General features: G+C 66.5%; 20 protein-coding genes and 2 tRNA genes. 11 read left to right on the top strand and 11 right to left on the bottom strand.

Translation table 11 applies throughout. The annotated features are described in order from the left end of the window. Nucleotides 1-10 precede the first annotated feature (10 nt). Together OCI36_RS08265 and OCI36_RS08260 are read left to right on the top strand one after the other, a co-directional pair. Nucleotides 11-358 carry an HIT domain-containing protein gene (locus tag OCI36_RS08265; protein ID WP_261664614.1) on the top strand — a complete coding sequence of 116 codons (348 nt, stop codon included), beginning with the start codon at nucleotides 11-13 and terminating at the stop codon, nucleotides 356-358. Further along, on the top strand, nucleotides 355-1,026 hold the full coding sequence (locus OCI36_RS08260; RefSeq protein WP_261664613.1) for an HAD family hydrolase: 672 nt from the start codon (nucleotides 355-357) through the stop codon (nucleotides 1,024-1,026). The genes OCI36_RS08265 and OCI36_RS08260 overlap by 4 nt, the downstream gene beginning before the upstream one ends. Before the next feature lie 30 nt (nucleotides 1,027-1,056). Here OCI36_RS08260 and OCI36_RS08255 read toward each other — a convergent pair whose 3' ends face one another. The 5 genes from OCI36_RS08255 to OCI36_RS08235 all read right to left on the bottom strand — a co-directional run bounded on the left by OCI36_RS08255 (nucleotide 1,057) and on the right by OCI36_RS08235 (nucleotide 5,270). Continuing rightward, nucleotides 1,057-2,037: an NAD(P)H-dependent glycerol-3-phosphate dehydrogenase gene (locus OCI36_RS08255; RefSeq protein WP_261664612.1), complete on the bottom strand. Its 981-nt coding sequence runs from the start codon at nucleotides 2,035-2,037 to the stop codon at nucleotides 1,057-1,059. After that, nucleotides 2,034-2,801 carry a class I SAM-dependent DNA methyltransferase gene (locus OCI36_RS08250; protein WP_261664611.1) on the bottom strand — a complete coding sequence of 256 codons (768 nt, stop codon included), beginning with the start codon at nucleotides 2,799-2,801 and terminating at the stop codon, nucleotides 2,034-2,036. Before OCI36_RS08250 ends, OCI36_RS08255 begins: the two co-directional genes overlap by 4 nt. A 62-nt stretch (nucleotides 2,802-2,863) precedes the next feature. Next, the gene (locus OCI36_RS08245) at nucleotides 2,864-4,354 is read right to left on the bottom strand and encodes an O-antigen ligase family protein (protein ID WP_261664610.1); all 1,491 of its coding nucleotides are present in this window, start codon (nucleotides 4,352-4,354) and stop codon (nucleotides 2,864-2,866) included. Between the two features lie 55 nt (nucleotides 4,355-4,409). Further along, complete coding sequence (locus OCI36_RS08240; protein WP_261664609.1) at nucleotides 4,410-4,802, bottom strand: type II secretion system protein; 393 nt, start codon at nucleotides 4,800-4,802, stop codon at nucleotides 4,410-4,412. A gap of 99 nt (nucleotides 4,803-4,901) precedes the next feature. Continuing rightward, nucleotides 4,902-5,270 (bottom strand): type IV pilin protein, encoded by a 369-nt coding sequence (locus OCI36_RS08235; RefSeq protein ID WP_261664608.1) that lies wholly within the window; start codon nucleotides 5,268-5,270, stop codon nucleotides 4,902-4,904. Between the two features lie 558 nt (nucleotides 5,271-5,828). On the opposite strand from OCI36_RS08235, the gene dnaB reads away from it, so the two are divergent. The 3 genes from dnaB (at nucleotide 5,829) to OCI36_RS08220 (ending at nucleotide 8,360) form a co-directional block, all read left to right on the top strand. Then, nucleotides 5,829-7,178, top strand: coding sequence for a replicative DNA helicase (gene dnaB, locus OCI36_RS08230; protein WP_261664607.1), 1,350 nt, complete (start codon nucleotides 5,829-5,831; stop codon nucleotides 7,176-7,178). Beyond that, nucleotides 7,175-8,032 (top strand): NUDIX hydrolase, encoded by an 858-nt coding sequence (locus OCI36_RS08225; RefSeq protein WP_261664606.1) that lies wholly within the window; start codon nucleotides 7,175-7,177, stop codon nucleotides 8,030-8,032. The genes dnaB and OCI36_RS08225 overlap by 4 nt, the downstream gene beginning before the upstream one ends. 103 nt (nucleotides 8,033-8,135) lie before the next feature. After that, a complete protein-coding gene (locus tag OCI36_RS08220) occupies nucleotides 8,136-8,360 on the top strand; it encodes a hypothetical protein (RefSeq protein WP_261664605.1) in 225 nt (74 codons plus the stop codon). An 87-nt stretch (nucleotides 8,361-8,447) separates the two neighbouring features. Here OCI36_RS08220 and OCI36_RS08215 read toward each other — a convergent pair whose 3' ends face one another. The 5 genes from OCI36_RS08215 to OCI36_RS08195 all read right to left on the bottom strand — a co-directional run bounded on the left by OCI36_RS08215 (nucleotide 8,448) and on the right by OCI36_RS08195 (nucleotide 13,315). Then, nucleotides 8,448-8,954 carry an alpha/beta hydrolase gene (locus tag OCI36_RS08215; protein WP_261664604.1) on the bottom strand — a complete coding sequence of 169 codons (507 nt, stop codon included), beginning with the start codon at nucleotides 8,952-8,954 and terminating at the stop codon, nucleotides 8,448-8,450. Continuing rightward, a complete protein-coding gene (locus tag OCI36_RS08210) occupies nucleotides 8,951-9,313 on the bottom strand; it encodes an alpha/beta fold hydrolase (protein ID WP_261664603.1) in 363 nt (120 codons plus the stop codon). Before OCI36_RS08210 ends, OCI36_RS08215 begins: the two co-directional genes overlap by 4 nt. Nucleotides 9,314-9,440: 127 nt before the next feature. Next, nucleotides 9,441-9,737 carry a hypothetical protein gene (locus OCI36_RS08205; protein ID WP_261664602.1) on the bottom strand — a complete coding sequence of 99 codons (297 nt, stop codon included), beginning with the start codon at nucleotides 9,735-9,737 and terminating at the stop codon, nucleotides 9,441-9,443. Nucleotides 9,738-9,764: 27 nt separating this feature from the next. Then, a complete protein-coding gene (gene phoU / locus OCI36_RS08200; RefSeq protein WP_261664601.1) occupies nucleotides 9,765-10,403 on the bottom strand; it encodes a phosphate signaling complex protein PhoU in 639 nt (212 codons plus the stop codon). 203 nt (nucleotides 10,404-10,606) lie between these two features. Next, entirely contained in the window at nucleotides 10,607-13,315 is a 2,709-nt protein-coding gene (locus OCI36_RS08195; protein WP_261664600.1) for a DEAD/DEAH box helicase, read from the bottom strand. 136 nt (nucleotides 13,316-13,451) lie between these two features. Here OCI36_RS08195 and OCI36_RS08190 point away from each other — a divergent pair, with 136 nt between their 5' ends. From OCI36_RS08190 to OCI36_RS08180, 3 genes are all read left to right on the top strand, one after another. After that, nucleotides 13,452-15,380 (top strand): DUF5693 family protein, encoded by a 1,929-nt coding sequence (locus OCI36_RS08190; protein ID WP_261664599.1) that lies wholly within the window; start codon nucleotides 13,452-13,454, stop codon nucleotides 15,378-15,380. Between the two features lie 95 nt (nucleotides 15,381-15,475). Then, entirely contained in the window at nucleotides 15,476-16,456 is a 981-nt protein-coding gene (csaB, locus tag OCI36_RS08185) for a polysaccharide pyruvyl transferase CsaB (RefSeq protein WP_261664892.1), read from the top strand. A 63-nt stretch (nucleotides 16,457-16,519) separates the two neighbouring features. Continuing rightward, nucleotides 16,520-17,680: a DUF418 domain-containing protein gene (locus OCI36_RS08180; RefSeq protein WP_261664598.1), complete on the top strand. Its 1,161-nt coding sequence runs from the start codon at nucleotides 16,520-16,522 to the stop codon at nucleotides 17,678-17,680. A gap of 176 nt (nucleotides 17,681-17,856) precedes the next feature. On the opposite strand, the gene OCI36_RS08175 is transcribed toward OCI36_RS08180, so the two are convergent. Further along, nucleotides 17,857-19,062 carry a sensor histidine kinase gene (locus OCI36_RS08175; protein ID WP_261664597.1) on the bottom strand — a complete coding sequence of 402 codons (1,206 nt, stop codon included), beginning with the start codon at nucleotides 19,060-19,062 and terminating at the stop codon, nucleotides 17,857-17,859. A gap of 289 nt (nucleotides 19,063-19,351) precedes the next feature. On the opposite strand from OCI36_RS08175, the gene OCI36_RS08170 reads away from it, so the two are divergent. The 3 genes from OCI36_RS08170 to tig all read left to right on the top strand — a co-directional run bounded on the left by OCI36_RS08170 (nucleotide 19,352) and on the right by tig (nucleotide 21,137). After that, nucleotides 19,352-19,428 (top strand) — tRNA-His (locus tag OCI36_RS08170). 109 nt (nucleotides 19,429-19,537) lie between these two features. Beyond that, a tRNA-Leu gene (locus OCI36_RS08165) sits at nucleotides 19,538-19,620 on the top strand. A 176-nt stretch (nucleotides 19,621-19,796) separates the two neighbouring features. After that, nucleotides 19,797-21,137, top strand: coding sequence for a trigger factor (gene tig, locus OCI36_RS08160; protein ID WP_261664596.1), 1,341 nt, complete (start codon nucleotides 19,797-19,799; stop codon nucleotides 21,135-21,137). Nucleotides 21,138-21,293: the final 156 nt, after the last annotated feature.

Raw genomic sequence — 21,293 nt, 5'->3', positions numbered from 1 at the left:
ACTGGGAGGCATGACCCAAGGCCGCGAACCCAGCATCTTCGAGCGCATCATCGCCCGTGAAATCCCTTCGGACATCGTGTATGAGGACGACGACTACATCGCCATCCGCGACATCGCGCCCAAGGCGCCCATTCACCTGCTGGTGATTCCCAAGGTCTGGACCCCCCGGATCGACACCATTCAGGACCCGGAGCAGATGGGCCGGCTGTGGCTCAAGGCGTCCGAGGTGGCCCGGCAGCACGCCCAGGATTACCGCCTGGTGGTGAATGCCGGCCGGGGCGCGGGCATGATGGTGGAACACACCCACATCCACATTCTGGCCGGCTGGGAAAATGGCCCCGAAAGTGACGTGCTGTGACGGCCGCCGGCTTCGCCGGAGTCATCTTCGACTTTGACGGGGTGCTGGTGGATTCCGAGGGCATCGCCTACGACGCCTGGGTAGGTGCGATGGGCGAGGCTGGTGAGCGCATCGGCAAGCAGGCTTTGATGGACGCCGGCAATGGCCTGACCAACGCCATGCTGCTCGACTGGCTGCGCGAGGAACACGGCTGGGAACCGCCGGCTGGGTTCAGCGACGACCTGAGCCGGCGTTTTGCGCAGGCGTTCGGCCCCGGCGCCATGATTCTCGGCGCGGCCGAGACCCTGGCAGGTTTACGTGCGGCCGGTGTTCCGGTGGCGCTGGCGACCAACAGCAGCCAGGAAGAAATGGTGTTCAAGCTGGGCGAGGTGGGCCTGAGCGAAGGCTTTGGCAAACACGCCTATAACCCTTCGCACGTGGGCGGCCGCGCCAAGCCGGCGCCCGACCTCTACCGCCATGCGGCCACGGCGCTGGGCCTGCGCCCGCAGCAATGCCTGGTGCTGGAAGACAGCCTGGTGGGCGTGCGCGCCGCCGTGGCCGCCGGCTGCACCGTCTGGGGCCTGACCGCTACCCATCACGACCCGGCGCTGGCCGGCGAACTGCTGGCCGCCGGCGCCCAGCGCACCCTGAGCAGCCACGCGGAAGTGCAGGCGGCGCTGGGGCTGTAAAGGCCGCAGGCGGGGTGAGGCAGCTCTGGCCTATTCTGCCCGCATCTCGCGCTCCATCAGCTCCCGGGCAGCCTGCTGCGGAGCCCACTCACCGGCTGCTACCCGCGACACGGCGTGGATGATGGGCAGGTCAAAGCCGTGCTGCTCGCCCCAGTCGTGCAGCAGCCGGGCGGTGCGCAGACCTTCCACCACCTTGCCGCCCTGCTCGGGCTGCTCGCCCAGCGCCAGCGCCTCGCCGGCGGCCCGGTTGCGCGAGTGCCGGCTGCCGGCGGTGGCTATTAGGTCACCCAGGCCGCTCAGGCCGTAGAGGGTGCCCGGCTGTGCCCCCGCCCAGTCCAGGTAGCGGGCCATTTCCGGCAGGCCCCGGGTCAGCAGCGAAGCTTTGGCGTTGTCACCCAGGTGCAGGCCGTCCACCAGCCCAGCGGCCACCGCCAGTACATTTTTCAGCACGCCGCCCAGCTCCACGCCCACCGGGTCGCCCGAGGTGTAGGGCCGCAGGCTGGCCGACTGCAGCAGCGCCTGAGCGCGGCGGGCCAGCGCGGGGTCGTCGCTGGCAATTACAGTGGCGGCCGGCAGCCCCCGCCCGATTTCCTCGGCGTGGTTGGGGCCGCTCAGCACTGCCAGCCAGGCAAACCCTCCGGCCCGCGCCAGTTCGCTGAGGCGCTCTCCGTTTGGCCCCAGGCCCTTGGCGCACAGCAGCAGTGGCAGTTTCTGTGGCAGTGCGGCCAGCAGGTCCGGCACCCCCACGCTGGGCGTGACCACCAGCGCCAGTTCGGCGCCGTCTACTGCTTCGGCCAGCTTGGACGTGATGTGCAGTTCGGGCGGCAGTGGCACGCCCGGCAGATAGGCCACATTTTCCCGCCGCTCGCGCAGTTCCTGGGCGGCCTCCGCGCGCCGGGCCCACAGGGTCACATCGCTGTGCCCGGCCCGCAGCAGGCTCAGGGCCAGGGCGGTGCCCCAGCCGCCGGCGCCCAGGACAGCAACCTTGGGCGCGGGAACTCTGGGCGTCACTGTGCCTCACCTTTCCAGGCCAGCACCCAGATGCGCGGGGTGTCGGCCTGCGGCTCAGCATAATCGGGGTATTCCACGATGTCCCAGTGGGCAAATCCGGCGGCCCGTAGCAGGGGCTCCACCTCCTGGGGGTCATAGCCGCGCTCGCGGTGCATTTCGGTGAATTCTTCTACCTCGCCGCCGTCGCGCACCACCCGGCATAGCGCCTGCACCACGCCCAGTTCTTCCTCCTCGTCGTAGACGTGGGACCAGTGGTAATGCACCTCGCTGCCGTCAGCCGCCGGGGCCACGCCTTCCATCACGCCGCCTTCCCACAGGTCGCGCACGCCCAGGCGCGTGTTCAGGTCACAGGCCAGCAGCCCGCCGGGGCGCAGGTGCCGCGCCGATTGGGTCAGCGCCTGCCCCAGTTCCTGTGTGCTCAGCAGGTTGTTGAGGCTATCGAACACGCAGGTGATCAGGTCAAAGCGTTCCTCCAGCTCGAAGGTGCGCAGGTCGCCTTGCACCAGCGGCACGCTGCCTGGCAGGCGCTGGCGTGCGCGGGCCAGCATCTCGGCCGAGCCGTCCAGCCCGGTCACGTCCCAGCCGGCCGCCAGCAGCTCGCGGGTCAGGCCGCCGGTGCCGCAGGCCAGGTCCAGTGCCTGCCCACGCCCCAGGCCCCGGTCACGGGCGTAGGTCAGGAGAAAATCGGTCCACTGGTCGTACTCCACGTCGTCCATCATGGTGTCGTACACCGCAGCCAGCGCGGTAAAGGGGGGATGTTGCATAGCGACAGGATAGGGGAGGATAGCCGGGGGCCTGTGCTCAGGCACCGGGCCGGGGCCAGCGTTCAGCTCTGAAAGCCCGGTTTCCCAGTTGCTGCCGCGGCCACTGGCCGGCTGCGCAGCCGGTCAGCACTGCGCAGACCCAGTGCCAGCACCGCCAGCGCCAGCGGCGTGACCGAGGGGTTCAGGAACCAGCCCATCAGGAAACCGCCGTAGCCGAGTAACCCAAAGAAAGCCAACAGGGCCAGCTCGGTGCGGGCCTTCAGCAGCTCGGCCGCGATCAGGCCCAGCAGTGGCAGCAGAAACAGCAGCACGGGAAAGCCGTTGCTGTAGACCTCCTCAATCAGGTAGTTGTGCGGCTTGATCATCAGCAGGGTGCGCTCACGGGTCACGGTCTCGCCGTTCACTTCCTTCTGGGCGATGGCCGCCAGCCCGCTCACGCCCACCCGCTCATCCGGCTGGGCACCAACAATTTTGCGCAGGAAGGGTTCGCGTTCTTCTGGGGTCAGGTGGCTGTAAAAGTTGTTCTGAAACGTCTCGTAGCCCCAGCCGGTCAGCGGCCGCGCGGCCGCACTCCGCAGGCCCGAAGTGAAAATCAGCAGACGCTCGGAGGTGGTTTTGGCGGTGGTGCCGGCATTGAACTGGTTTTCCTGGTCGGCCGGTTGCAGCGGCGCCCAGCCCGCATTCTGCACCTGCCGGCCCAGCTCCACCAGCCCGTTGGTGGCTGCCGGCGGCAAAAAGGCGGCTCCGGCCAGCAGCAGTGCGGCCAGCCAGGAGCGCCGCACCGTCAGCACGGCAAACAGCAGCATCTGCCCCGAGAACACCAGCGCGGCCAGGTTGCCCTGGGTGGAGGCCACGCCCAGCAGCAGGAAAGCCAGCGATAGCAGCAACAGCGGCCAGTGACGCCGCCTAGCGAACAGCAGCGCCAGCGGCGTCAGCAGCGGCCAGATGCCCGAAATCCAGCCGGAATTGCCCACCGTCAGGATGGGAAAGGCGGTCACGCTGAAGGCCCCCTGCAGCGGGCCGAGGTAAGGGTTGCCCAGCAGCGGCCGCAGGCCCACGAATTCGGCGCTAGACCACAGGCTGATGACCCCCAGAAAGCCCAGCAGCAGCGGCCAGACCTGCCGCTCATGGCGTGCCGTTTCGGCAGCGCCGCTCACCGGCCGGCACAGTGCCAGCAAAAAGGTGGCCCAGTAGAGCGCGTTGGTGAGCAGGCCGCTGCGCCAACCGGGCCAGCCGATCACACTGACTTCCGGGTGGGAGGCGGTCAGCGTGTTGGTCACGGTGATCCAGGCCAGATAGCCCAGCACCAGCCACAGCACCGGCCGCGGCGCACTGAAGCGAAAACGCTGCCGGTTCAGCCAGATGAAGGTGCCGGTCAGCAGGGTAATGGCGGCCAGCGCGGCCAGCTTGCCCACCACGAAATAGCCTTCGCTGTTGGTGTGCGGCACCACGAAGAAAAACAGCAGCAGGCCTACCACCAGCCAGTAGGTGTCGGTCCCAATCCAGGAAAAGAGACGTTGCGGGGGGGTGGAGGCTGTGGCTGGATGAGGCATGCTGACCCTAGTTATAGGGCAGAGCGGTTAAGGAAGAGACCCAGGCCGGGTCCATTCAGTGCTGAACGGTCAGGGTGCCGCCGTCAAAGGTGAAGCGGGCGCCAGAGACACTCTGGGCCGTGACACTCACCGATTGGTCGGGCAGCAGGGTAATTTTGCTGGTGCCGGAAACAACGGCGCTGGGTTCCGGCTGCGCTGACGTGCTCAGGGCATCGGCGCTGCTGTCGTTGCACTGCCGGCCGTTCAGCGAAGCCGGCAGGTAGCCCAGTTCATCACGCTGCATCTCCGCGCCGCTGATGCAATGGCGGAGATAAGCGACCGTCGCCCCATCGTTGGCGCGGGCGCGTGCCTGGAACAGGTTGGGCAGCAACACGGCCAGCAGCACCGCAGTGATAGAGAGAACGATCAGCAGTTCTACCAGGGTAAAGCCTTGCTGGGAATGCTTCATAACAGGCCTCGGGGTGAGGTGGGTGGGGAAGAAAGGATGCAAAAAAGCCGCCCCTGCACAGAGAGGCGGCCCAGGAGTCCTGAGGACTCAGGTAAGAGGTTACTTCTTAGGAGTGAACTTCCAGGCCTGGCCGTCGTAGTCCCACACGCCGCCGGACTTGGAGGTCGCGCTGACGGTGTAGCTGTCGGTGGCATCCACAGTCGTGAAGGTGGCGGCGCTGGTGGCACCAGGCAGAGGCTTGCCCATCAGCTTGGCGCAGTCGCCGCTCTCAGGCAGCTTGCCACTCACGGCGTCACGGGCAGTTTCAATCGCAGTGATGCATTCCTTGGCAACAGCCTGGGTGGCGGTGTCGTTGGCCTTGTTGCGGGCGCTCAGCAGGTTGGGCACCAGCACGGCGGCCAGGATGCCGATGATGGCGATGACGATCAGCAGTTCAATCAGGGTAAAACCAGCGGTGTTGTTCTTCATGGTGTGCTCCTTGTGGGTTCGGCGGGCCGGTTAAAATATCGGATAGGTCCGGCCGCGCCTGGTATGGCTTGGCAGTTGCGGGGGTGTGTGGCCGGGGCAATCGCCCGGGATATTCGGCCTTCCCGTCTCTGCTGTCAGGAGCATAGGCCCGGCCTTCTCACAGCGGTCTTACGTTTGAGGGGTTGGTCCCCGCCTGTGTGCCTTTAGACTTTTTTCCAGCAGGTTTCCGGCGTGTGAGGCGAACTTTTTTTGTCTCCGGCCTCCATAAGAGCGGCTCTGGAAGGCCCCGCCGGCCCCCGTTTTTCTGACACAACTCTGCCAGGGTGCCGCGCCCAGGCCGGTGCGGTATGATGCCTGCGTTGCCGCGGAGCCTGGTGCCCCGCCGAAAGTGGCTGTGCCGTGCTGCACGGCCTGAGCCGTGTTCCCCTGGCCCCCTGGAAGCGTTCCAGCGTGCTGGCGGGCGGAACCGCTTTTCTCCCTGTTTTCTCTTTGGCCCCTGTCTTCTGGCCCCTGAAAGGAACCCACCCCGCCCATGCGAGATTCGATGGAAGTTCACCCGTGGAAGTAAGCCCGCGCATTGCGCCCCACTCCAACGACGCCGAGATCAGCGTGCTGGGCAGCATCCTGCTGGACAACGACGTGCTGAGCGCCCTGGGCGACACGGTCACGCCCGAAATGTTCTACCGCGAAGGCCACCGCAAGATTTACCGTGCCATGCAGAAATTGCAGGAGCGCGGCGAGCCGGTGGACCTGGTCACGCTGTCCGAAGACCTGCGGGTCGGCGGGCAGCTGGACGAGGTGGGTGGCCTGCCGTACCTGATCGGGCTGTCGGACCAGGTGCCCACCGCCGCTTACGCCGAGCACTACGCCCGCATCGTGAGCGAGAAATACACCCTGCGCCAGCTGATCGGCGCGGCCGGCCGGGTGATGCAGCTGGCTTACGACGGCGCACAGCCGCTGGAAGATCTGCTGGACGGCGCCGAGAAAGCCATTTTCAGCGTGGCCGACCAGAAGCAAAAGGGCGGCGACTTCGAGGTGATGAGCGACGTGGTGCACGACACCTTCGAGTACATCACCCAGCTGCACCAGAACCGGGGCATGCCCGACGGCGTCAGCTCCGGCTTCAGCGACCTGGACGAAACCATTTCCGGCTTTCAGAAAGGCAGCCTGAACGTGCTGGCGGCCCGGCCCTCGATGGGCAAGACGGCTTTCGCCCTTTCTATCGCCCAGAACATCGGCCTGCGCGGCGACAAGACGGTCGCCATCTTTAGCCTGGAAATGCCCAGCGTGCATCTGGTGCTGCGAATGCTGTGCAGCGAGGCGCGGGTAGACATGAACCGGATTCGCAACGGGCAGCTGGGTGAGCGCGATTTCGAGCGGCTGGCGCACGCGGCGGGCCGGCTGGCCGAGGCGCCCATCGTGATTGATGACCAGCCGGACCTCACCCTCAACACCCTGCGCTCCAAACTGCGCCGCATCTCCGCGCAGCGCGGGCAGCTGGGCATGGTGGTGATTGATTACCTGCAGCTGATGTCGGGCGGCCGCGGCGGAAACGGCAGCGAGAACCGCCAGCAGGAAATCAGCACCATTTCGCGCGGCCTCAAGGGGCTGGCGCGTGAGCTGGACGTGCCGATCATCGTGCTCTCGCAGCTGTCGCGCGCTGTGGAATCGCGCCCCAACCACCGCCCGATGCTCTCGGACCTGCGTGAATCGGGCGCCATTGAGCAGGACGCCGATATCGTGATGTTCATCTACCGCGACGAGTACTACAACCAGGAAACCGACCAGCAGGGCATTGCTGAGATTATCGTGGGCAAGAACCGTAACGGCCCGGTCGGGACCGTGAAGCTGCAGTTCCACAGCGCCCATGTGCGCTTTAATGACCTGGCCCCCGAAGGAGCGATATGAGCGACGACACTCCGGTGACACGTTCTTCACGCAGTGGCCGCCGGCGCCGTTCGGGCCGCCGCAGCGCAGGGGCAGCCGGGCCCGGCCAGCCGCAGCAGATCCAGGATCAGGGGCAGCCGGGAGAGGGCGGTCAGGCCGCAGCACCAGCCGCCCTGACCACCGAGAACCGCCCCCAGAGCGGCGAAGCGGCCACCCGGACCCCGCGCCGGCGCAGCCGCAGCCGCCGTGGGGGCAAGGCCAAGAAGGTGGGCAACAATATCCAGTACCCTGGGCAGGTCACCAACGACACCTCGGTGCCCAAGCCGGCGCCGCCCAGCCGCCGCGGCAAGCGCAAACGCCCGCTGGCTGCGCCCCGGATCGGGGTGGGCTGCGTGATTTTGCGCGGCGACCAGATTCTGCTGGTGCGCGAGCGCGGCCGCTGGTCGCTGCCCAAAGGTGGGCTGGAAGCCGGCGAACTGATTCAGGACGGCGCCCGGCGCGAAACCTACGAGGAAACCGGGTTGGTCATCGAACTGCGTGACCTGGCCTTCGTGGTGGAGTTCCAGGCCGAGTCGTGGGGGCACCACCTGCAGTTCTTTTACACCGGCCGGGTGGTGGGCGGCGACCTGGGCCCCAGGGACCCCGACCACGACGTGCAGGAAGCCCGCTTTGTGCCGGTGCGCGAGCTGCGCGAGTACATCCGCTTCCGGCCCCGGCTGGTGTCGCTGGAAACTTGGCTGCACGAGCGCCGGCCCCGGCACTTTGTGTTCAACCTGGACCAGGAACCCGCCATGCTGCGCCGTCGCCGCCGGGTTGGGGCAGACGGGGCAACGCCAGCTCCCAGCAATGAGCCACAGGACGTAGACCTCGACTAGAGAAGTGCAGCGGGAGAAACCGGGAGGGCCGGGCCAAAGGGCATAAAAAGGGTCAGTAAAGGCAGCCCTTCCCCTGCCCAGCTTTGTATGTTATTTTCGTAATATGAGACGAAATTCTGCTAAAACCAGCCGAAAATACTGGAAGGAAGACCCCTACCCGGCCAGTGGGCGCAGCTACGAGTATGTTTGCCCCGACTGCGGCCAGCCGCTGGAGCTGTGCGACCTGCGCGACGGCGACCAGGCCTACTGGTGCCACAGCTGTGGGCGGGGCCACCGCGCCGGGCAGCCCCCGCTGGAAGCCCTGCGCCGCGGCGATGATGTGGCCTGAAAGCCGCTGCCAGCCAGACACAAACATAAGAGAGGAGCGCAGGCCTATTCACCTGCGCTCCTCTCTTTTCAGCTGCTAAAGCAGTCTTTAGCGGTTGCTGCTGAGCCAAAGAGCGATGGCCGCATTGGCCGCGCCCGCCTTCTCGAAGATGGCGGCGTGGCCGGCACCCGGAATCATGACCAGCTGGCTGCCGGCAATGTCTTGGTTCATCTTCTTGGCGCCTTCGGCGGCCGTCACGTTGTCTTCCAGGCCAAAAATCAGCAGGGTGGGCACCCGGATGGACTTCAGCACCGGGCGGGCGTCGGGGCGGTTCGCCAGGGCATTGGCTCCGCCCACTGCGCCGTCACGGCTGGCCTGCTTGATCAGGGTCTTCAGGTGCCCGGCCTGGGCCGGCTGATTCAGGCGGTCGGCGCCGGTCATCATGCGGGGCATCAGCACGTCCACCAGGCTGCTCACACCGCGCTCCTGGGCCTGCTGCGCCACGCCGCGCCACATGCCTGCTTCGGCGGGGCCGGCCGGGTCGGCGGTGGTGTCAATCAAGATCAGGCCCTTGAAACGTTCGGGCGCCGACTTATACATCTGCAGCAGGGTCATCTCATGCCGGCGGCAGTGGTCTTTTGCAGGCCCAGGGCGTCCATGAAGCCCAGCATGGTGCTGGCGTAGTTCTCAATGCTGACCGGCTGGCCGGGAGCCAGCGTGCTCTTGCCGAAGCCGGGCAGGTCCACCGTGACCACCCGGTAGCCGGCCAGGTTGCGGTTCTTCTTGAACAGTTCGCCGTTCAGGGGGTAGCCGTGGATCATCAGCAGGGGTTCGCCCTGGCCTTCAGCCTTGAAAAAGACTTTGGCACCGTTCACGTTGACGGTGCCTCGGTCGGGGATGGTCTGGTTGGTGGCCGCCTGAGCAGCAGAGGTCAGTAGGGCGGCGGAAATGGTCAGCAGGGCCAGTTTTTTCATGGGGAACCTCCAGTGGTTCGGGTCAGATTTGGGGAAATCAGAGCCCTATTCTGGATGTTGCCCTCTGCTCCTGCGTGTGCCTCATGTAAAACCTGGGTTTATTGATGCTGAGCCGGAGTCTGGCCTGTCAGTCGGCCGGCTGCTCTGTTTCAGGCATAAGTTTAGGCTCCGGCGCGTCGCTCCCAGTCAGGCTCAGGCGGGCTTCCAGCGCCGCGACCCGCTCGGTCAGTTCGCGGTTCTGGCGAGTCAGGGCCAGCAGCAACAGGGCGTAATGGTCGTACAGCTTGGGCCGCTCCATTCGCACCTCGCCGGACATCCACTCACCCAGCAGCTGCTCGGAGGCGGCCAGCACCTCGCTGTCCGGCACCTCGCGCCAGTGGCGGCCCTGCAAGATGGTGTGGGCAAAATTCAGCTCATCGCTCATATGGCCCAGTGTAGAGGGCAGCTCTGGTCAGAACCGGTGTTCGCCGGTCACCCAGTAGGGCACCCGCTCGGCAATGTTTTCCATATGGTCCCCGATGCGCTCGATGGACCGGCCGATGCGCATCAGCTGTAGGGCGTCAGCCACCTGCCCGGGCTCGCGGGTCATGTGCCCGATCAGCTCCTGCTGCAGCTGCTCGTACAGGTCGTCCACCTCGTCGTCCATCCGCACGGTGGCTTCGGCCTGCGCCACGTCGCGGTCGGCCAGAGCGTTACGCAGCGCCCGGCTCATTTCCTCCAGCCGGGCCAGCATTCGGCTGAGAATAGGGCGCAGTTTCTCGGGAATCACCACGTCTTCGCTGTGCTCGGCCACATGCACCACATAGTCACCCATCCGCTCAATGTCGGTCAGGCATTTCAGAATCAGGCCCAGCTGCCGCAGGTCACGGGCCACCGGCTGGTGCAGTGCGATGACCCGCAGGCAGTCGGCCTCGATCTGCATTTCCATCCGGTCCACTTCCTGGTCAATAGAGCGCAGCTGCTCCAGCTTCTGCTGCTCACCGTTCAGCAGCACGTCGGCGCCGATGGTGTACATCCGCTCCACGGTGCCGATCATGTTGAGGGTGGCGTTGAGGCTGTTTTTCAGTTCTTGGTCGAGGACTTCGCGCATGCAGGGACTCCTTGCGGTGAGGACGAATCAGAGGCAAAAGGGGCTAAAAGGGAAAGTGGAGAAGCCGGGAAAGAAGAGGGAGAAACAGCCAAGAACGGGCGGTCTGGCAGCTCTCTTCCCCGGCGCAATCGCACTGACCGTAGCACGGGGCCGCGCCGGTTTTGTCAGCGGGATGTCAGCCGCGCCGCGCGGCCCAGTTTCTGCTAGGGCACCACCTTCAGCCCGGCGTATTTCAGCAGCAGGCGTTTTTGGCCCACGCCCGGAAAGTACACCAGCACCTCGCGCCGCTCGCCCTGCCCGAAGCCTTGTAGCAGGTGGCCTTCGCCCCACTTGGGATGGGCCAGCCGCAGCGGCGAGGTGGAGGCCACCGCCCGCTGAATCTCGCGGCTGGGAATACTCAGCCGCGCCGAGACTTCCGGCAGCGACAGCCCACGCAGGTCCAGCAGCTCGCGGGCCTGCAGCGGCCAGCCGGCCGGCGGCGGGGGCGCCTGGTCCGCCGGGGGCTGTATGGGGGGCACTGCCCGCCGCGGCGCTGGCGCGGTTCCGGTATGGGGAGCAGCGAAAGAAGCAGGGGCCGGTTGGTGCGTGTGTTCCGAGGCCGCCACTGGCCGCACCTGCAGCCCCGGCACCTGGGCCAGCAGCGCGCGGGTGGCCGGTTTGCTGGTGGGCCGCCGCTCGCCACTGGGCAGCAGGGGCGCAAAGCAGCGGCTGACCGCGATGCACTCGTAGCAGCCTTCGGTGGCGGTGCAGCAGTCCTTTTCGGTGAGTTCCAGCGCCCGTTGCAGCAGTTGCGGCAGGCTTTCCAGCGCCCGGCGGGCGATGCCCAGCCCGCCGCGCCAGTCGTCGTAAATGAAAAAGGAGGTGTCGTGTCCGGTGCGGAAGGCCCCAGCCAGGTCGCCCTCGTCGCAGGCCACCGCTTCGGGAATCAGCTTGAGCAGCAAATGTTTGAGGGTGTGCGCCACCGCCGTGGGCTGCTCGGTGGCCCCGGCGTTCACCGCCACTTCCAGCGCGGTGGTCTGCAGCGGTTCCAGCGTGACCGGCTCGTCGTAGAGGTGCTCGGAAATCTTCTGGTCCTGCATTCGGTCCTGGATGTGGCCCCCGCAGCGGCGGCAGACCCGCTCGGTCGGCTCGGGAACGCGGTCACAGCCGGTGCAGACCCGCTCAAACAGCGGGCGAATAATCTGATAGCCGCGGTAGACCCGCGTGACCTGCACCTCGCCGCCGCGGTAGGCCACCGGCCCCTGCTTGGTCCATTCGCTCATGCGCCCCGGCAGCGGCCGCACCTGCACCTCGTACAGCCCGCGGGTGATCTGGCCCTCGGCGGCGTAGGGCTTTACCAAAATGGCGGTGCCCTGCGGCGTCTTTTCCCAGCGGGTCACCTTGTAGTCCTGGCCGTCGAGGTTAAAGACCGCTTCGGGGTGTTTCTCGGTCAGGGCGTAGTGCTGGCTGGGGCTATCCAGCGGCTGGCGCAGGGCCGCCGCGCCGTCCTTTTCCCAGGCGCTTTCCTCGACCACGGCGTGCAGCGCCATATCTTCGCCGCGCAGCAGCCAGTGCGGCGGCGAGCCCAGGTTCTCGGGTGGGGTCAAGCCGGCCATGCGGAACTCGGCCATCTGCCGCGCATGGTGCCGGGGCGCGAGATAAGGGTTGCCCGGCTCCACCACCGCTTTTTCGGTGGGCCCGGTCAGCAGTTCGCGGAAGTTGTCGGCGTTGGAATAAAAAGCGTCTACCGGCAGCGGCACCCCGCGCGAGGACAGCGTGGGCAGGTACAGCACGGCGCCCGGCGCAATGCGCCCCGAACGGCCCGCCATCTGCCGGAAAGCCATCCGCGAGCCGGGATAGCCGTCCAGAATCACCACTTCCAGGTCGCCGATGTCCACCCCGGCTTCCAGGGCGTTGGTGGCGAACATTACGCCGCTGCGGGCGCGGCGGAACTCGGTCAGCCGGCCGGCGCGCTCGGCGGCGCCCGACATGTACAGATGCACATGGTCGTGAAAGCGGCGGTCGCGGCGGTAGGTGCTGTACAGCCGCATGACCCGCGAGCGCCCCCGGAAAAAGGCCAGCACCTTCAGGTCGCGCTCCACTGCCGAGCGCACCACCGCGTCCCAGAAGCGCCGGGGCTGCCCGCGGTGGTCGGCCAGGTAGTAGCGTTTGCCGTGCCGCGCCGCGCCCGACTCGGAGACTTCCACGGCTTCTACCCCCACCAGCTCGCGGGCGAACTGCGACGGGTTCCCGATGGTGGCGGTGCTGAGAATCACCTGCGGGTTGGCCCCCAGCGCCCTGGCGAGTGCCAGCAGCCGCCGCAGCATTCCCGAGACTTCCGAGCCGAAGCCGCCGCGGTAGCTGTGGGCTTCGTCCAGCACCAGAAAGCGCAGATGCCGCAGAAATTCGCGCACCCGGGGGTGCCCCAGGTTCCAGTGCAGCTTGTCGGGGGTGGCCGTGACCATCCGGATGCCCGGCGCAAAGGCCGCCGCTACCTGCGCCCCGCCCTGAAATTCCCCGATCGGCCAGCCGCCGGGGCGCGCCGTGAACCCGCCCTGCTGCGCGAACGCTTCGAGTTTCTCGCGCTGGTCCTGCCCCAGCGCTACCAGCGGGTACACCAGCAGCGCGGTGGCCTGGGGATCAGCTTCCAGGGCGCCGAACAGCGCCGGAAAAAAAGCCCCGGTCTTGCCGCTGGCGGTGGGCGTGGTCACGATGACGTGCTGACCCTGTTGCAGCAGCCGGTAGGTTTCGGCCTGGTGCGAGTAGGCGGCCGGAAACCCGAACCCGCGGCGCACGCCCTCGCTCCAGCCGAGGTTCTCGACCGCTACGGTCTGCGCCGGCTGCACCGCTTCTTCATACAGCAGGCTGGCCCCGCCGCCCAGCGTGTCCCGCATGAAGCCTTCTAGGCGGGCAAAGGCGGGATCGTCGGGCATAGAAGGCAGTCTAAAGGCTGCCCAGAGCCGGGTTGATGGAGTGGGCGACATTGCAAGCGGCTCGTCTCACGCCTTCTCATCCCGTTTCTGTCTGTTTCTGGGCTGCTGCCCCGCCCGGCCCGCTACACTGGGCCTTGTGACTGCTGCACCCCCGCGCCCCGGCGCCGACCCTGCCGAAACTGAGACTTCCACCCACCTGCCCGCTCCTACCCGCAGCCGCTGGCAAGCGCCGCTGCTGGGCGTGATCGGGCTGTCGCTGCTGCCGGCGCTGTGGCTGGCCTACGAGCGAGTCAGTTTTGAACAGGCCCAGAAGACCGTGGCGGTGGTGATGGACTACCCGTCCCTCAAATCCCAGGCCGACCAGTACGGCCGTGATCCTCTGGAGCTGTTGGCGCAGTACCGCGCCGACGGTGTCAACGGCGTGGCGGTGTTCGAGGACGTGCTGGGCAACTGGCAGAACCGCGGCGACGTGTTCGTCAAGTCGGGCGCCGATCTGCTGGCACAGTACCCCCAGGCCGCCTTCAAGCCGGGCAAGTACTATCTGGCCGAAGCCCGTCCCGGCGCGCTGGACCGGCTGAAAGGCCGCTTTTCGATTCAGCCGAATATCGTGAACCTGGCCGGGCGCCAGTGGCAGGAGTGGAACATCAACCCCACCTATCTGCCGGTGGGCCCCGACACGGCCCTGATCGACCGGCTCAAGTCGCAGGGCTACACGGTGGTGTACCGCCCTTACGACGACCCGGCTGTGATCAACATCGCCGCCGACTGGCCCAAGGTGCCTTTTATCGCCTTTAACGGCACCGAGGTGGTGGGCGCCAGCGACCCGGCGCGCCTGGCCGCCGTTCAGGCCGCGATGGGAGACCGGATTCCGGCGCTGATTGAAGGCGTGCGGCAAAAGGGCATGGATACTTTGCTCGAAGGCCACACCGCCGCGCGAATGTTCAGCCTGAATGCCCAGTGGCAGGCCACGCTGCTGCCCGAAGCGGCTGCCTCCAAATACGCCCTGGCCGCCCGCGAGCGCAGCCACCGGCTGCTGTACCTGCGGCCCTACTCCACGGTGGCCGAAACCGAAACCCTGCTGAAGCGCACCACCGAGCTGCTGCACCGCGCCGACATCCAGGTCGGCACGCCGCAGATCCGGACCTTTACGCCCAGCCCGCTGCTGCAGTACCTCAGCATGCTGGGGCCGCTGGCCGCTTTGCTGCTGATCGGCCTGAGCTACCCGCTGCCGCGGGTGGGGCTGGTGGTCGCCGGGCTGGCGCTGCTGGGCGCTCTGGCGCTCAACGGCTTTCACCCGCTGGGCGGCATGGCGCTGGCGGCTTCGATCGCTTTTCCGGCGCTGGGCTTCGTACTGTGGCGCTCGCGGATGGCGGACTGGTTTGTGGCGACCGCCCTCAGCCTGGCCGGGGTGTTGTTCGTCTCGGCGCTGGGGGCCGGGCCGCAGAGCATGCTGGGGCTGGAACCGTTCCGTGGGGTGGGCCTGACCCTGATCGCGCCCATCGCGCTGGTGCTGGGCAGCTACCTGCCGCGCCAGGACCTGCGCCGCACCGCCCAGGACCTCTACCGCCGGCCCATCAGCACCGGGGACCTGGTGGTGATGGGCGCCGCGCTGGCCGCCTTTGCAGTGATGTTCCTGCGCCGGGGCAACACCAGCGCCGTGGGCGTCAGCGACGCCGAGGCCAAACTGCGCCAGGAGGTGCAAGATTCCATCATCCGGCCCCGCTTCAAGGAAGTGCTGGGGCACCCGCTGGCGCTGCTGGGATTGGGCGGCGGCCTGCCCGGTTACTTCCCGGGCCTGCTGCTGTTGGGCGGCGTGATGGGGCAGGCCAGTGTGCTGAACACCTTCGGGCACTTTCACACCCCGCTGCTGATCTCGGCCACCCGGATGTTTATCGGGCTGGGCCTGGGGCTGGTGCTGGGCTACCTGCTGACCTTTGCGGTGCGCTGGGGCGTGCGGCTGTGGCAGACCTGGGGCGGCGGCCTGCCCGGGCCGGCGCCGGTTCACCTGGTCAGCGTGGCCGGGCAGGCTGAAGTTCCCGCCGAGACCCATGAGGTGCGGCCATGAGCTCTGCGCCCACCACTTCTACCGTGCCCGCTGCGCCGTCACTGGAGGCTGCTGCGGCCGCTGAGGAAGCACCTGGGGGGCCGCAGCAGCCCCCCCTGCGGGTGCTGGTCAGCGGCTATTACGGCTTTGCCAACGGCGGAGACGAGGCGATTGCTCTCAGCATCGCCCGCGAGCTAAAAGCGCGGGGGCACACGCCGGTGCTGCTCTCGGCCAACCCAGCGCACACGGCGCAGCTGTGCGGCTGCGAGGCGGTGCCGCGCATGAACCCGCTGGCGCTGGCCCGCGAACTGCGCCGCGCCAATCTGCTGCTGTCGGGCGGCGGCGGCCTGCTGCAAGACAAGACCAGCGCCCGCAACCTGACCTACTACCTGGGCCTGATCCGGCTGGCCCGGCTGCTGCGGACGCCGGCCGCTGTCTTTAACCAGAGCATCGGGCCCTTGACGGTGCGCGGCGAGACGCGAGTGCGCCGCGCTGTAGCCGGGCTGCCGCTGATCGTGCGCGACCGGGGCAGCCTGCGCACTCTGGAAACGCTGGACCTGCACGGCCGGCTGGGCGGCGACCCGGCGCTGCTGCTGCGCCCGTCCAGCGGCTTGGTGCGCGACCCGCAGAGCGTGGTGATTGCCCCGCGCGGCGACGTGACTGCTTCGCTGGCGCCGCTGCGCGAGCTGACCGGCCGTCTACAGGCCCAGGGCCGGCGGGTGGTGGCGCTGGCCCTGATGCCGGGTGCCGACAGTGAGGCCGCCCAAGCGCTGGGCGCCGATACCGTGCTGGACAGCGCCGACCCGCAGTTGCTGCTGGATACCATCGCGGCCAGCGGCTATGTGGTGGGCGTGCGCCTGCACGCGCTGATTCTGGCGGCGGCGGCTGGAGTACCGTTTGCGGGCCTCAGCTACGATCCCAAGGTGCAGGGGTTCTGCACAGATGCTGGCGCGCCGGTGCATACCGTGACCCCGGACGTGGGCCTGCTGCTGGAACAGGTGCAGCAGGGCGTGGGTTTCGATGAAGCCAGCGTGGATGAGATGAAAGAGCGGGCCCGCCAGAGTTTCGACTGGGCGCTGGAGGCAGCCCGGTCCTAGCAGGCACTGGGGGGAGTGTCTCCCCGGGGCCTCTGCTCACATCTCCTCACGCTAGCCTGAAGTGTGACTGTAACCCCGCCCATGTCTGCCCTGCCTTCGCTGTCTGGGGCCCCCCCCGCCGCCGCGCCTGCTCCGGTGGCCCCCCAGAACCGTGCTCTACTCCCCGATGCGCTGCGTGGCCTGGCGCTGGTGGGTATTGCCCTGATCAATGTGCAGGATTTTGCCGGCTTCCGTGTCTGGGAGCAGCAGGGCCTGGACCGGGCCGTGCAGGTGCTGACCGATCTGCTGTTCAACGGCAAGTCGGTGGCGCTGTTCGCCATGCTGTTCGGCTGGGGCGCGGCGGGACTGTGGGAGCGGCACGGGCTGCGGCTGTATCTGCGCCGGCATCTGCTGCTGCTCTTGATCGGGCTGGCGCACTTTACCCTGCTGTGGCACGGCGACATCATCGCCGGGTACGCGGTCAGCGCATTCGTGTTCATCCTGCTGCTGCGCCGGCCCACCGGGGCGCTGCTGAAATGGGCCTGGGGCCTGTACCTGCTGGGGGCGTTCAACTACGTGGCCGGTTTTTCTCTCTACAACACGGTCCCGGGCTCGCGTGACCTGTTTTCGCCGGATTTTGCGCCGCACCAGAGTTACGCCAGCATCCTGGCCGACCGGTTTTCGCAGCTTCCGGAGCAGCTGGGCAGCGAACTGTTTCTGGTTTCGTTTACCCTGCCCTTCTTCGCTTTCGGGGCCTGGGCTTACCGCACTGGCCTACTGAGCCGCCCGGCCGAGCACCGCCCGTTGCTGCGCCGGCTGCTGGGCTGGGGCCTGGGGCTGGGCCTGCCGCTGGGCCTGGTGCTGGCTTATCTGAATACCCTGGATACCGAGCAGGCTGGGCTGCTGTCCGAAGGGTTCAGGGTGATCAGCGGTCTGCCACTGGCTTTCGGCTATGTGGGTCTGTTCGGGCTGCTCAGCCTGCGGCCCCGCGTGCCGGCGTTCCTGACTGCGCTGGCCCGCAGCGGCCGGCTGGCGCTGACCCATTACCTCACGCAGTCGCTGATTCTGACGCTGATTTTTTATCCCTACACCTTTCACCTGTATGGCCAGGTCCACGCGGCCGCTGCGGTGGGCGTGGCCCTGCTGCTGGCGCTGGCCCAGGTCGCTTTCAGCGGCTGGTATCTGCAGCGCTTCAGCCGTGGCCCACTGGAAACCCTGCTGCGCTGGGCAGTGTACCGCCGCTAGAGCATTTGAAAAAAAGTTGGCACAGCTGTTTGGCGAGCGAAGTGAGTGCACCACAAAGAGCAGGACGGACTTGCAAAGCTGCGGAGCAGAGAATGGAGCGGGTGGCGGTGCTGTTCCGACGCACGCGTCATTCGGAGAACTGCTCTAGACCGGGGCCGCCGGGGCCAGCCGGTCATTCAGGGTGCGGCAGGCAGCGCCAGCGAGAAACAGGCGCCCTCGCCCGCGCCGGCCGAGTCTGCCCAGACGCGTCCACCCTGGCGCAGCATCAGCCGGCGCACCACCGACAGCCCCACGCCCTCGCCGGGAAAGTCGCGGTCGGGGTGCAGTTTGCGGAACACCTCGAAAATGTGGGCGCGGTAGTTGGCGTTAAAGCCCATCCCGTTGTCGCGCAGGTGGATGATGACCTCGTTGCCTCGCCGCTCAGCCGAGATATCCAGGCTCGGCTCCGCGCTGCCGGCTGTGGCCTTGGCGGCGTTGTCCAGCAGCTGTGCCAGCACGGTCTGCATGGACTGGATGTCGCACAGCACCTGCGGCAGATCACTGCGGCAGATGGTCATTCGCTGCGCAGCCCCCGACGATTTCAGCGCCGCGTCCAGCACCCGGTCCAGGTCAATCGGCATCAGGCTGAGCTGCGAGTTGCAGGCCAACGCCACCTGATCCAGTGCGTCAATTAGGGTATTCATCCGCCCGGCCGAGGCCAGGATGGTGCTCACGGCCCGGCGATCCGCTTCGCTCAGGTCACTGCGTTCCAGCCGGCCAGCAAAGCTCTGGATATGCCGCAGCGGGCCCGACAGGTCGTGCGCCACCGACTGGGTAAAGCGCTCCATCTCGCCGGCCATGCCCACCACGTCGGCGGTGCGCTGCTCGATGCGCTCTTCCAAGGTCTGGTTCAGCCGCAGCAACTCGCCCTGGGCGCGTTTCAGCGCCGTGATGTCGGTCAGGGCCATCAGCAGCCGGGGCTCGTCCTGTTCGCTGGCCGTGTCCAGGTCCTCGGTCGCCACCAGCTGGGCCTGCGCCGAGCAGGTCTGGCCGTCGGCCCGCTGGAGTTGCAGGTCCACCGTCACGCTGGGCCGGGTGCGCCGCTGGTCCAAGTCGTCCAGCGCCGGGTGCGAGCAGGGGTGCAGCCAGTGGTAGAACGACTGCCCTTCCAGTTGCTGGCTGGCCAGCCCCAACATGGCCCCGGCTGCCTGATTGGCCTGCCGGATCACACCGCTGCGGCACAGCACCACGTAGCCGACCGGCGCATTCTCGAACAGCTGGCGGTAGCTGTCGCGGGCAGCTGCCAGCGCGCTGGCCGTGTCCTGGGTCTGCCCCGGCACAGACCCGGACTGCGCTGGGGCCTGGCTTTCGGCTGCGGTAGAGGAACGTTCGGTAGAGCTCATGGGGTAGGGACTCCTGACTGCAAAGGGACTTCGCTGGAACTTTCCGCCGGCCTGACCTCTCCGGGCCGCGCCACTCACATCAAGCATATTGTAACAATCGGTTGAATCTTGGTGAAAATCGCCTCATTTTACTGAAAAACCCGGCCCAGCTGACAAAGAACCGGGACAAACTAAGGCGGCAGCAGGCTGGTGGTGGGCCTGTGCCGGCTGGATGTAGAGGCTACACCGCGCCCGCCTTGACAGGCACCGGGCTTTTCTTTAGCATGGCTAAGCCTGAGTTTCAGTTGTGGTGGGATTAGCTCAGCTGGTTAGAGCGCCGCTCTGTGGAAGCGGAGGCCGTGGGTTCAAATCCCATATCCCACCCCAAACGCAGCCCCAACTTGCCCGGCAGGTGGGGGCTGCTTTATTCTGCAGGCCTGTTTGTTCTGCGAGTTCAGGAATTCCGGCCCGGAAAGACTGGCCTGCAGAGAACTGCGCGAGGATGGCGGAATTGGTAGACGCGCCAGACTTAGGATCTGGTTCTTCGGAGTGAGGGTTCAAGTCCCTTTCCTCGCACCAGCCCGGCAGGCGGCTTTTCCTCGGGGGAGAGCCGCCTTTTTTTCTGGCTGCACTGACCCCCGGAGCCAGAGAAAAAGCGTGTATAGTACTCTTTTGAACGATAGGCCCACCAGCGGAGCCCGCCCAGCGCGGCCAGGGCCCGCATCCCACACGAGGTGAGGCCAAACGGGAGACCCATGGCAGAGTTAATCAAAAAAGAAGGTAATCAGGTCGAATTCAAGGTCGAAGTGCCCGCTAACGAAGTGAACAGCGCCTTCGATGCCGTTTGGAAAAGTCTGGCCCAGCAGGTTCGCGTGCCTGGCTTCCGCCCTGGCAAGGCCCCCCGCCGCGTGATCGAAAAGCGCGTGGGCGAAGGCTACGCGGAAAGCGAAGTGCAGAACCGTCTGGTGAACACGTACTTCTCGCAGGCCATGCGCGAGCTGGAACTCAGCCTGGTGGACGCCCAGATTGACCCCGCCGAAGTCAAGAGCGGCGAGACCTTTACCTTCACCGTGAAGGGTGACCTGTACCCGGAAGTGACCCTGGGCGACTGGAGCAGCCTGAGCCTGAGCGCCGCTGCTCCCGAAATTACCGACGAAGTGCTGGACCGCACCCTGGCCGACATGCAGGAACGCGCCGCCACTTTCGAGCAGGTAGAGCGCCCCATCGAAGCCACCGATCAGGTGACGGTGGAAGAAGAGGGTGAAGAAGGCAGCTACCCCATCTACATGGATATGGCTGGCGAGCACATCCAGCAGGCCCTGATGGGCAAGAACGTGGGCGACGAGGTGGAAATCAGCGTGCCCGCCGAAGAGGGCGAAGACGCCACCCCCGTCAAGGTGAAGGTGCTGGGCATCAAGTCCAAGTCGCTGCCCGAACTGAACGACGAATTTGCTGGCACCATGCAGTTTGAAAATGTGGACGCCCTGCGTTCCACCCTGCGCGAAGAACTGGAGCGCCGCGCCCAGAGCGAAGGCGAAGGCGCCCGCCGCGAAGAATTCCTGAACGCCCTGATCGAAGGCATGACCGTGGATATTCCCCAGTCCCTGATTCAGCGCCGCCAGGACGATCTGATGAATGAGATCAAGAGTGACCTGAGCCGCCAGGGCGTGCGCTGGAGCGAGTACGAAAGCTTCATGCAGGAACAGGGCAAGCTGGACGAGTTCATGCAGGAACTGGGCAAGAATGCCGAGCAGCGCGTCAAGCGCGACCTGGCTCTGGGTAAGCTGGCCGAAGACCTGAAGGTGGAAGTCACCGATCAGGAGTTCAGCCAGAACCTGGTGGCGATGGCCCAGATGAATGGCATCGCTCCCCAGGACATGCAGAGCCAGCTGGGTATGGACGGCCTGAACGCTTTCTACGCCGACGTGCTGCGCTCCAAGGCACTGAACCAGGCCCTGACCCAGCTGAGCGGTGAAGGCGACGGCCAGAACGCTACGGAAGCCAGCGACGCCAGCCAGAGCGAAGATGCTCAGCCGGCTGAGGAAGCCCAGAGCCAGGACGTGGCAGCAAGCGACGAAACCAAGACCGAAGAGTAAGCCGCTCTTCTGCCAGAGGCGTGCTGGGGAACTTCCCCGGCGCGCCTTTTTTGCTGTTTTCTCTGACCACCAAATTGCTGCATCTTTTTACAGGACGCCTCTGCTGTTTTCTCTGTCTAGAACAGTCAACATCACTAACCTGAAACCGGCCGGTGT

It is taken from the genome of Deinococcus sp. Marseille-Q6407 (assembly GCF_946848805.1).
Classification (GTDB): domain Bacteria; phylum Deinococcota; class Deinococci; order Deinococcales; family Deinococcaceae; genus Deinococcus.
The sequence above is the reverse complement of the archived record's forward strand: the minus strand, read 5'-3'. Positions and strand labels throughout refer to the sequence as shown.

Bases quoted from the DNA above. Each gene is read 5' to 3' on its own strand.
- OCI36_RS08265 (WP_261664614.1), top strand. From the start codon at position 11: ATGACCCAAGGCCGCGAACCCAGCATCTTCGAGCGCATCATCGCCCGT.
- OCI36_RS08250 (WP_261664611.1), bottom strand. From the start codon at position 2,801: ATGCAACATCCCCCCTTTACCGCGCTGGCTGCGGTGTACGACACCATG.
- OCI36_RS08245 (WP_261664610.1), bottom strand. From the start codon at position 4,354: ATGCCTCATCCAGCCACAGCCTCCACCCCCCCGCAACGTCTCTTTTCC.
- OCI36_RS08240 (WP_261664609.1), bottom strand. From the start codon at position 4,802: ATGAAGCATTCCCAGCAAGGCTTTACCCTGGTAGAACTGCTGATCGTT.
- OCI36_RS08235 (WP_261664608.1), bottom strand. From the start codon at position 5,270: ATGAAGAACAACACCGCTGGTTTTACCCTGATTGAACTGCTGATCGTC.
- OCI36_RS08225 (WP_261664606.1), top strand. From the start codon at position 7,175: ATGAGCGACGACACTCCGGTGACACGTTCTTCACGCAGTGGCCGCCGG.
- OCI36_RS08220 (WP_261664605.1), top strand. From the start codon at position 8,136: ATGAGACGAAATTCTGCTAAAACCAGCCGAAAATACTGGAAGGAAGAC.
- OCI36_RS08215 (WP_261664604.1), bottom strand. From the start codon at position 8,954: ATGACCCTGCTGCAGATGTATAAGTCGGCGCCCGAACGTTTCAAGGGC.
- OCI36_RS08210 (WP_261664603.1), bottom strand. From the start codon at position 9,313: ATGAAAAAACTGGCCCTGCTGACCATTTCCGCCGCCCTACTGACCTCT.
- OCI36_RS08205 (WP_261664602.1), bottom strand. From the start codon at position 9,737: ATGAGCGATGAGCTGAATTTTGCCCACACCATCTTGCAGGGCCGCCAC.
- phoU (WP_261664601.1), bottom strand. From the start codon at position 10,403: ATGCGCGAAGTCCTCGACCAAGAACTGAAAAACAGCCTCAACGCCACC.
- OCI36_RS08195 (WP_261664600.1), bottom strand. From the start codon at position 13,315: ATGCCCGACGATCCCGCCTTTGCCCGCCTAGAAGGCTTCATGCGGGAC.
- OCI36_RS08175 (WP_261664597.1), bottom strand. From the start codon at position 19,062: ATGAGCTCTACCGAACGTTCCTCTACCGCAGCCGAAAGCCAGGCCCCA.
- tig (WP_261664596.1), top strand. From the start codon at position 19,797: ATGGCAGAGTTAATCAAAAAAGAAGGTAATCAGGTCGAATTCAAGGTC.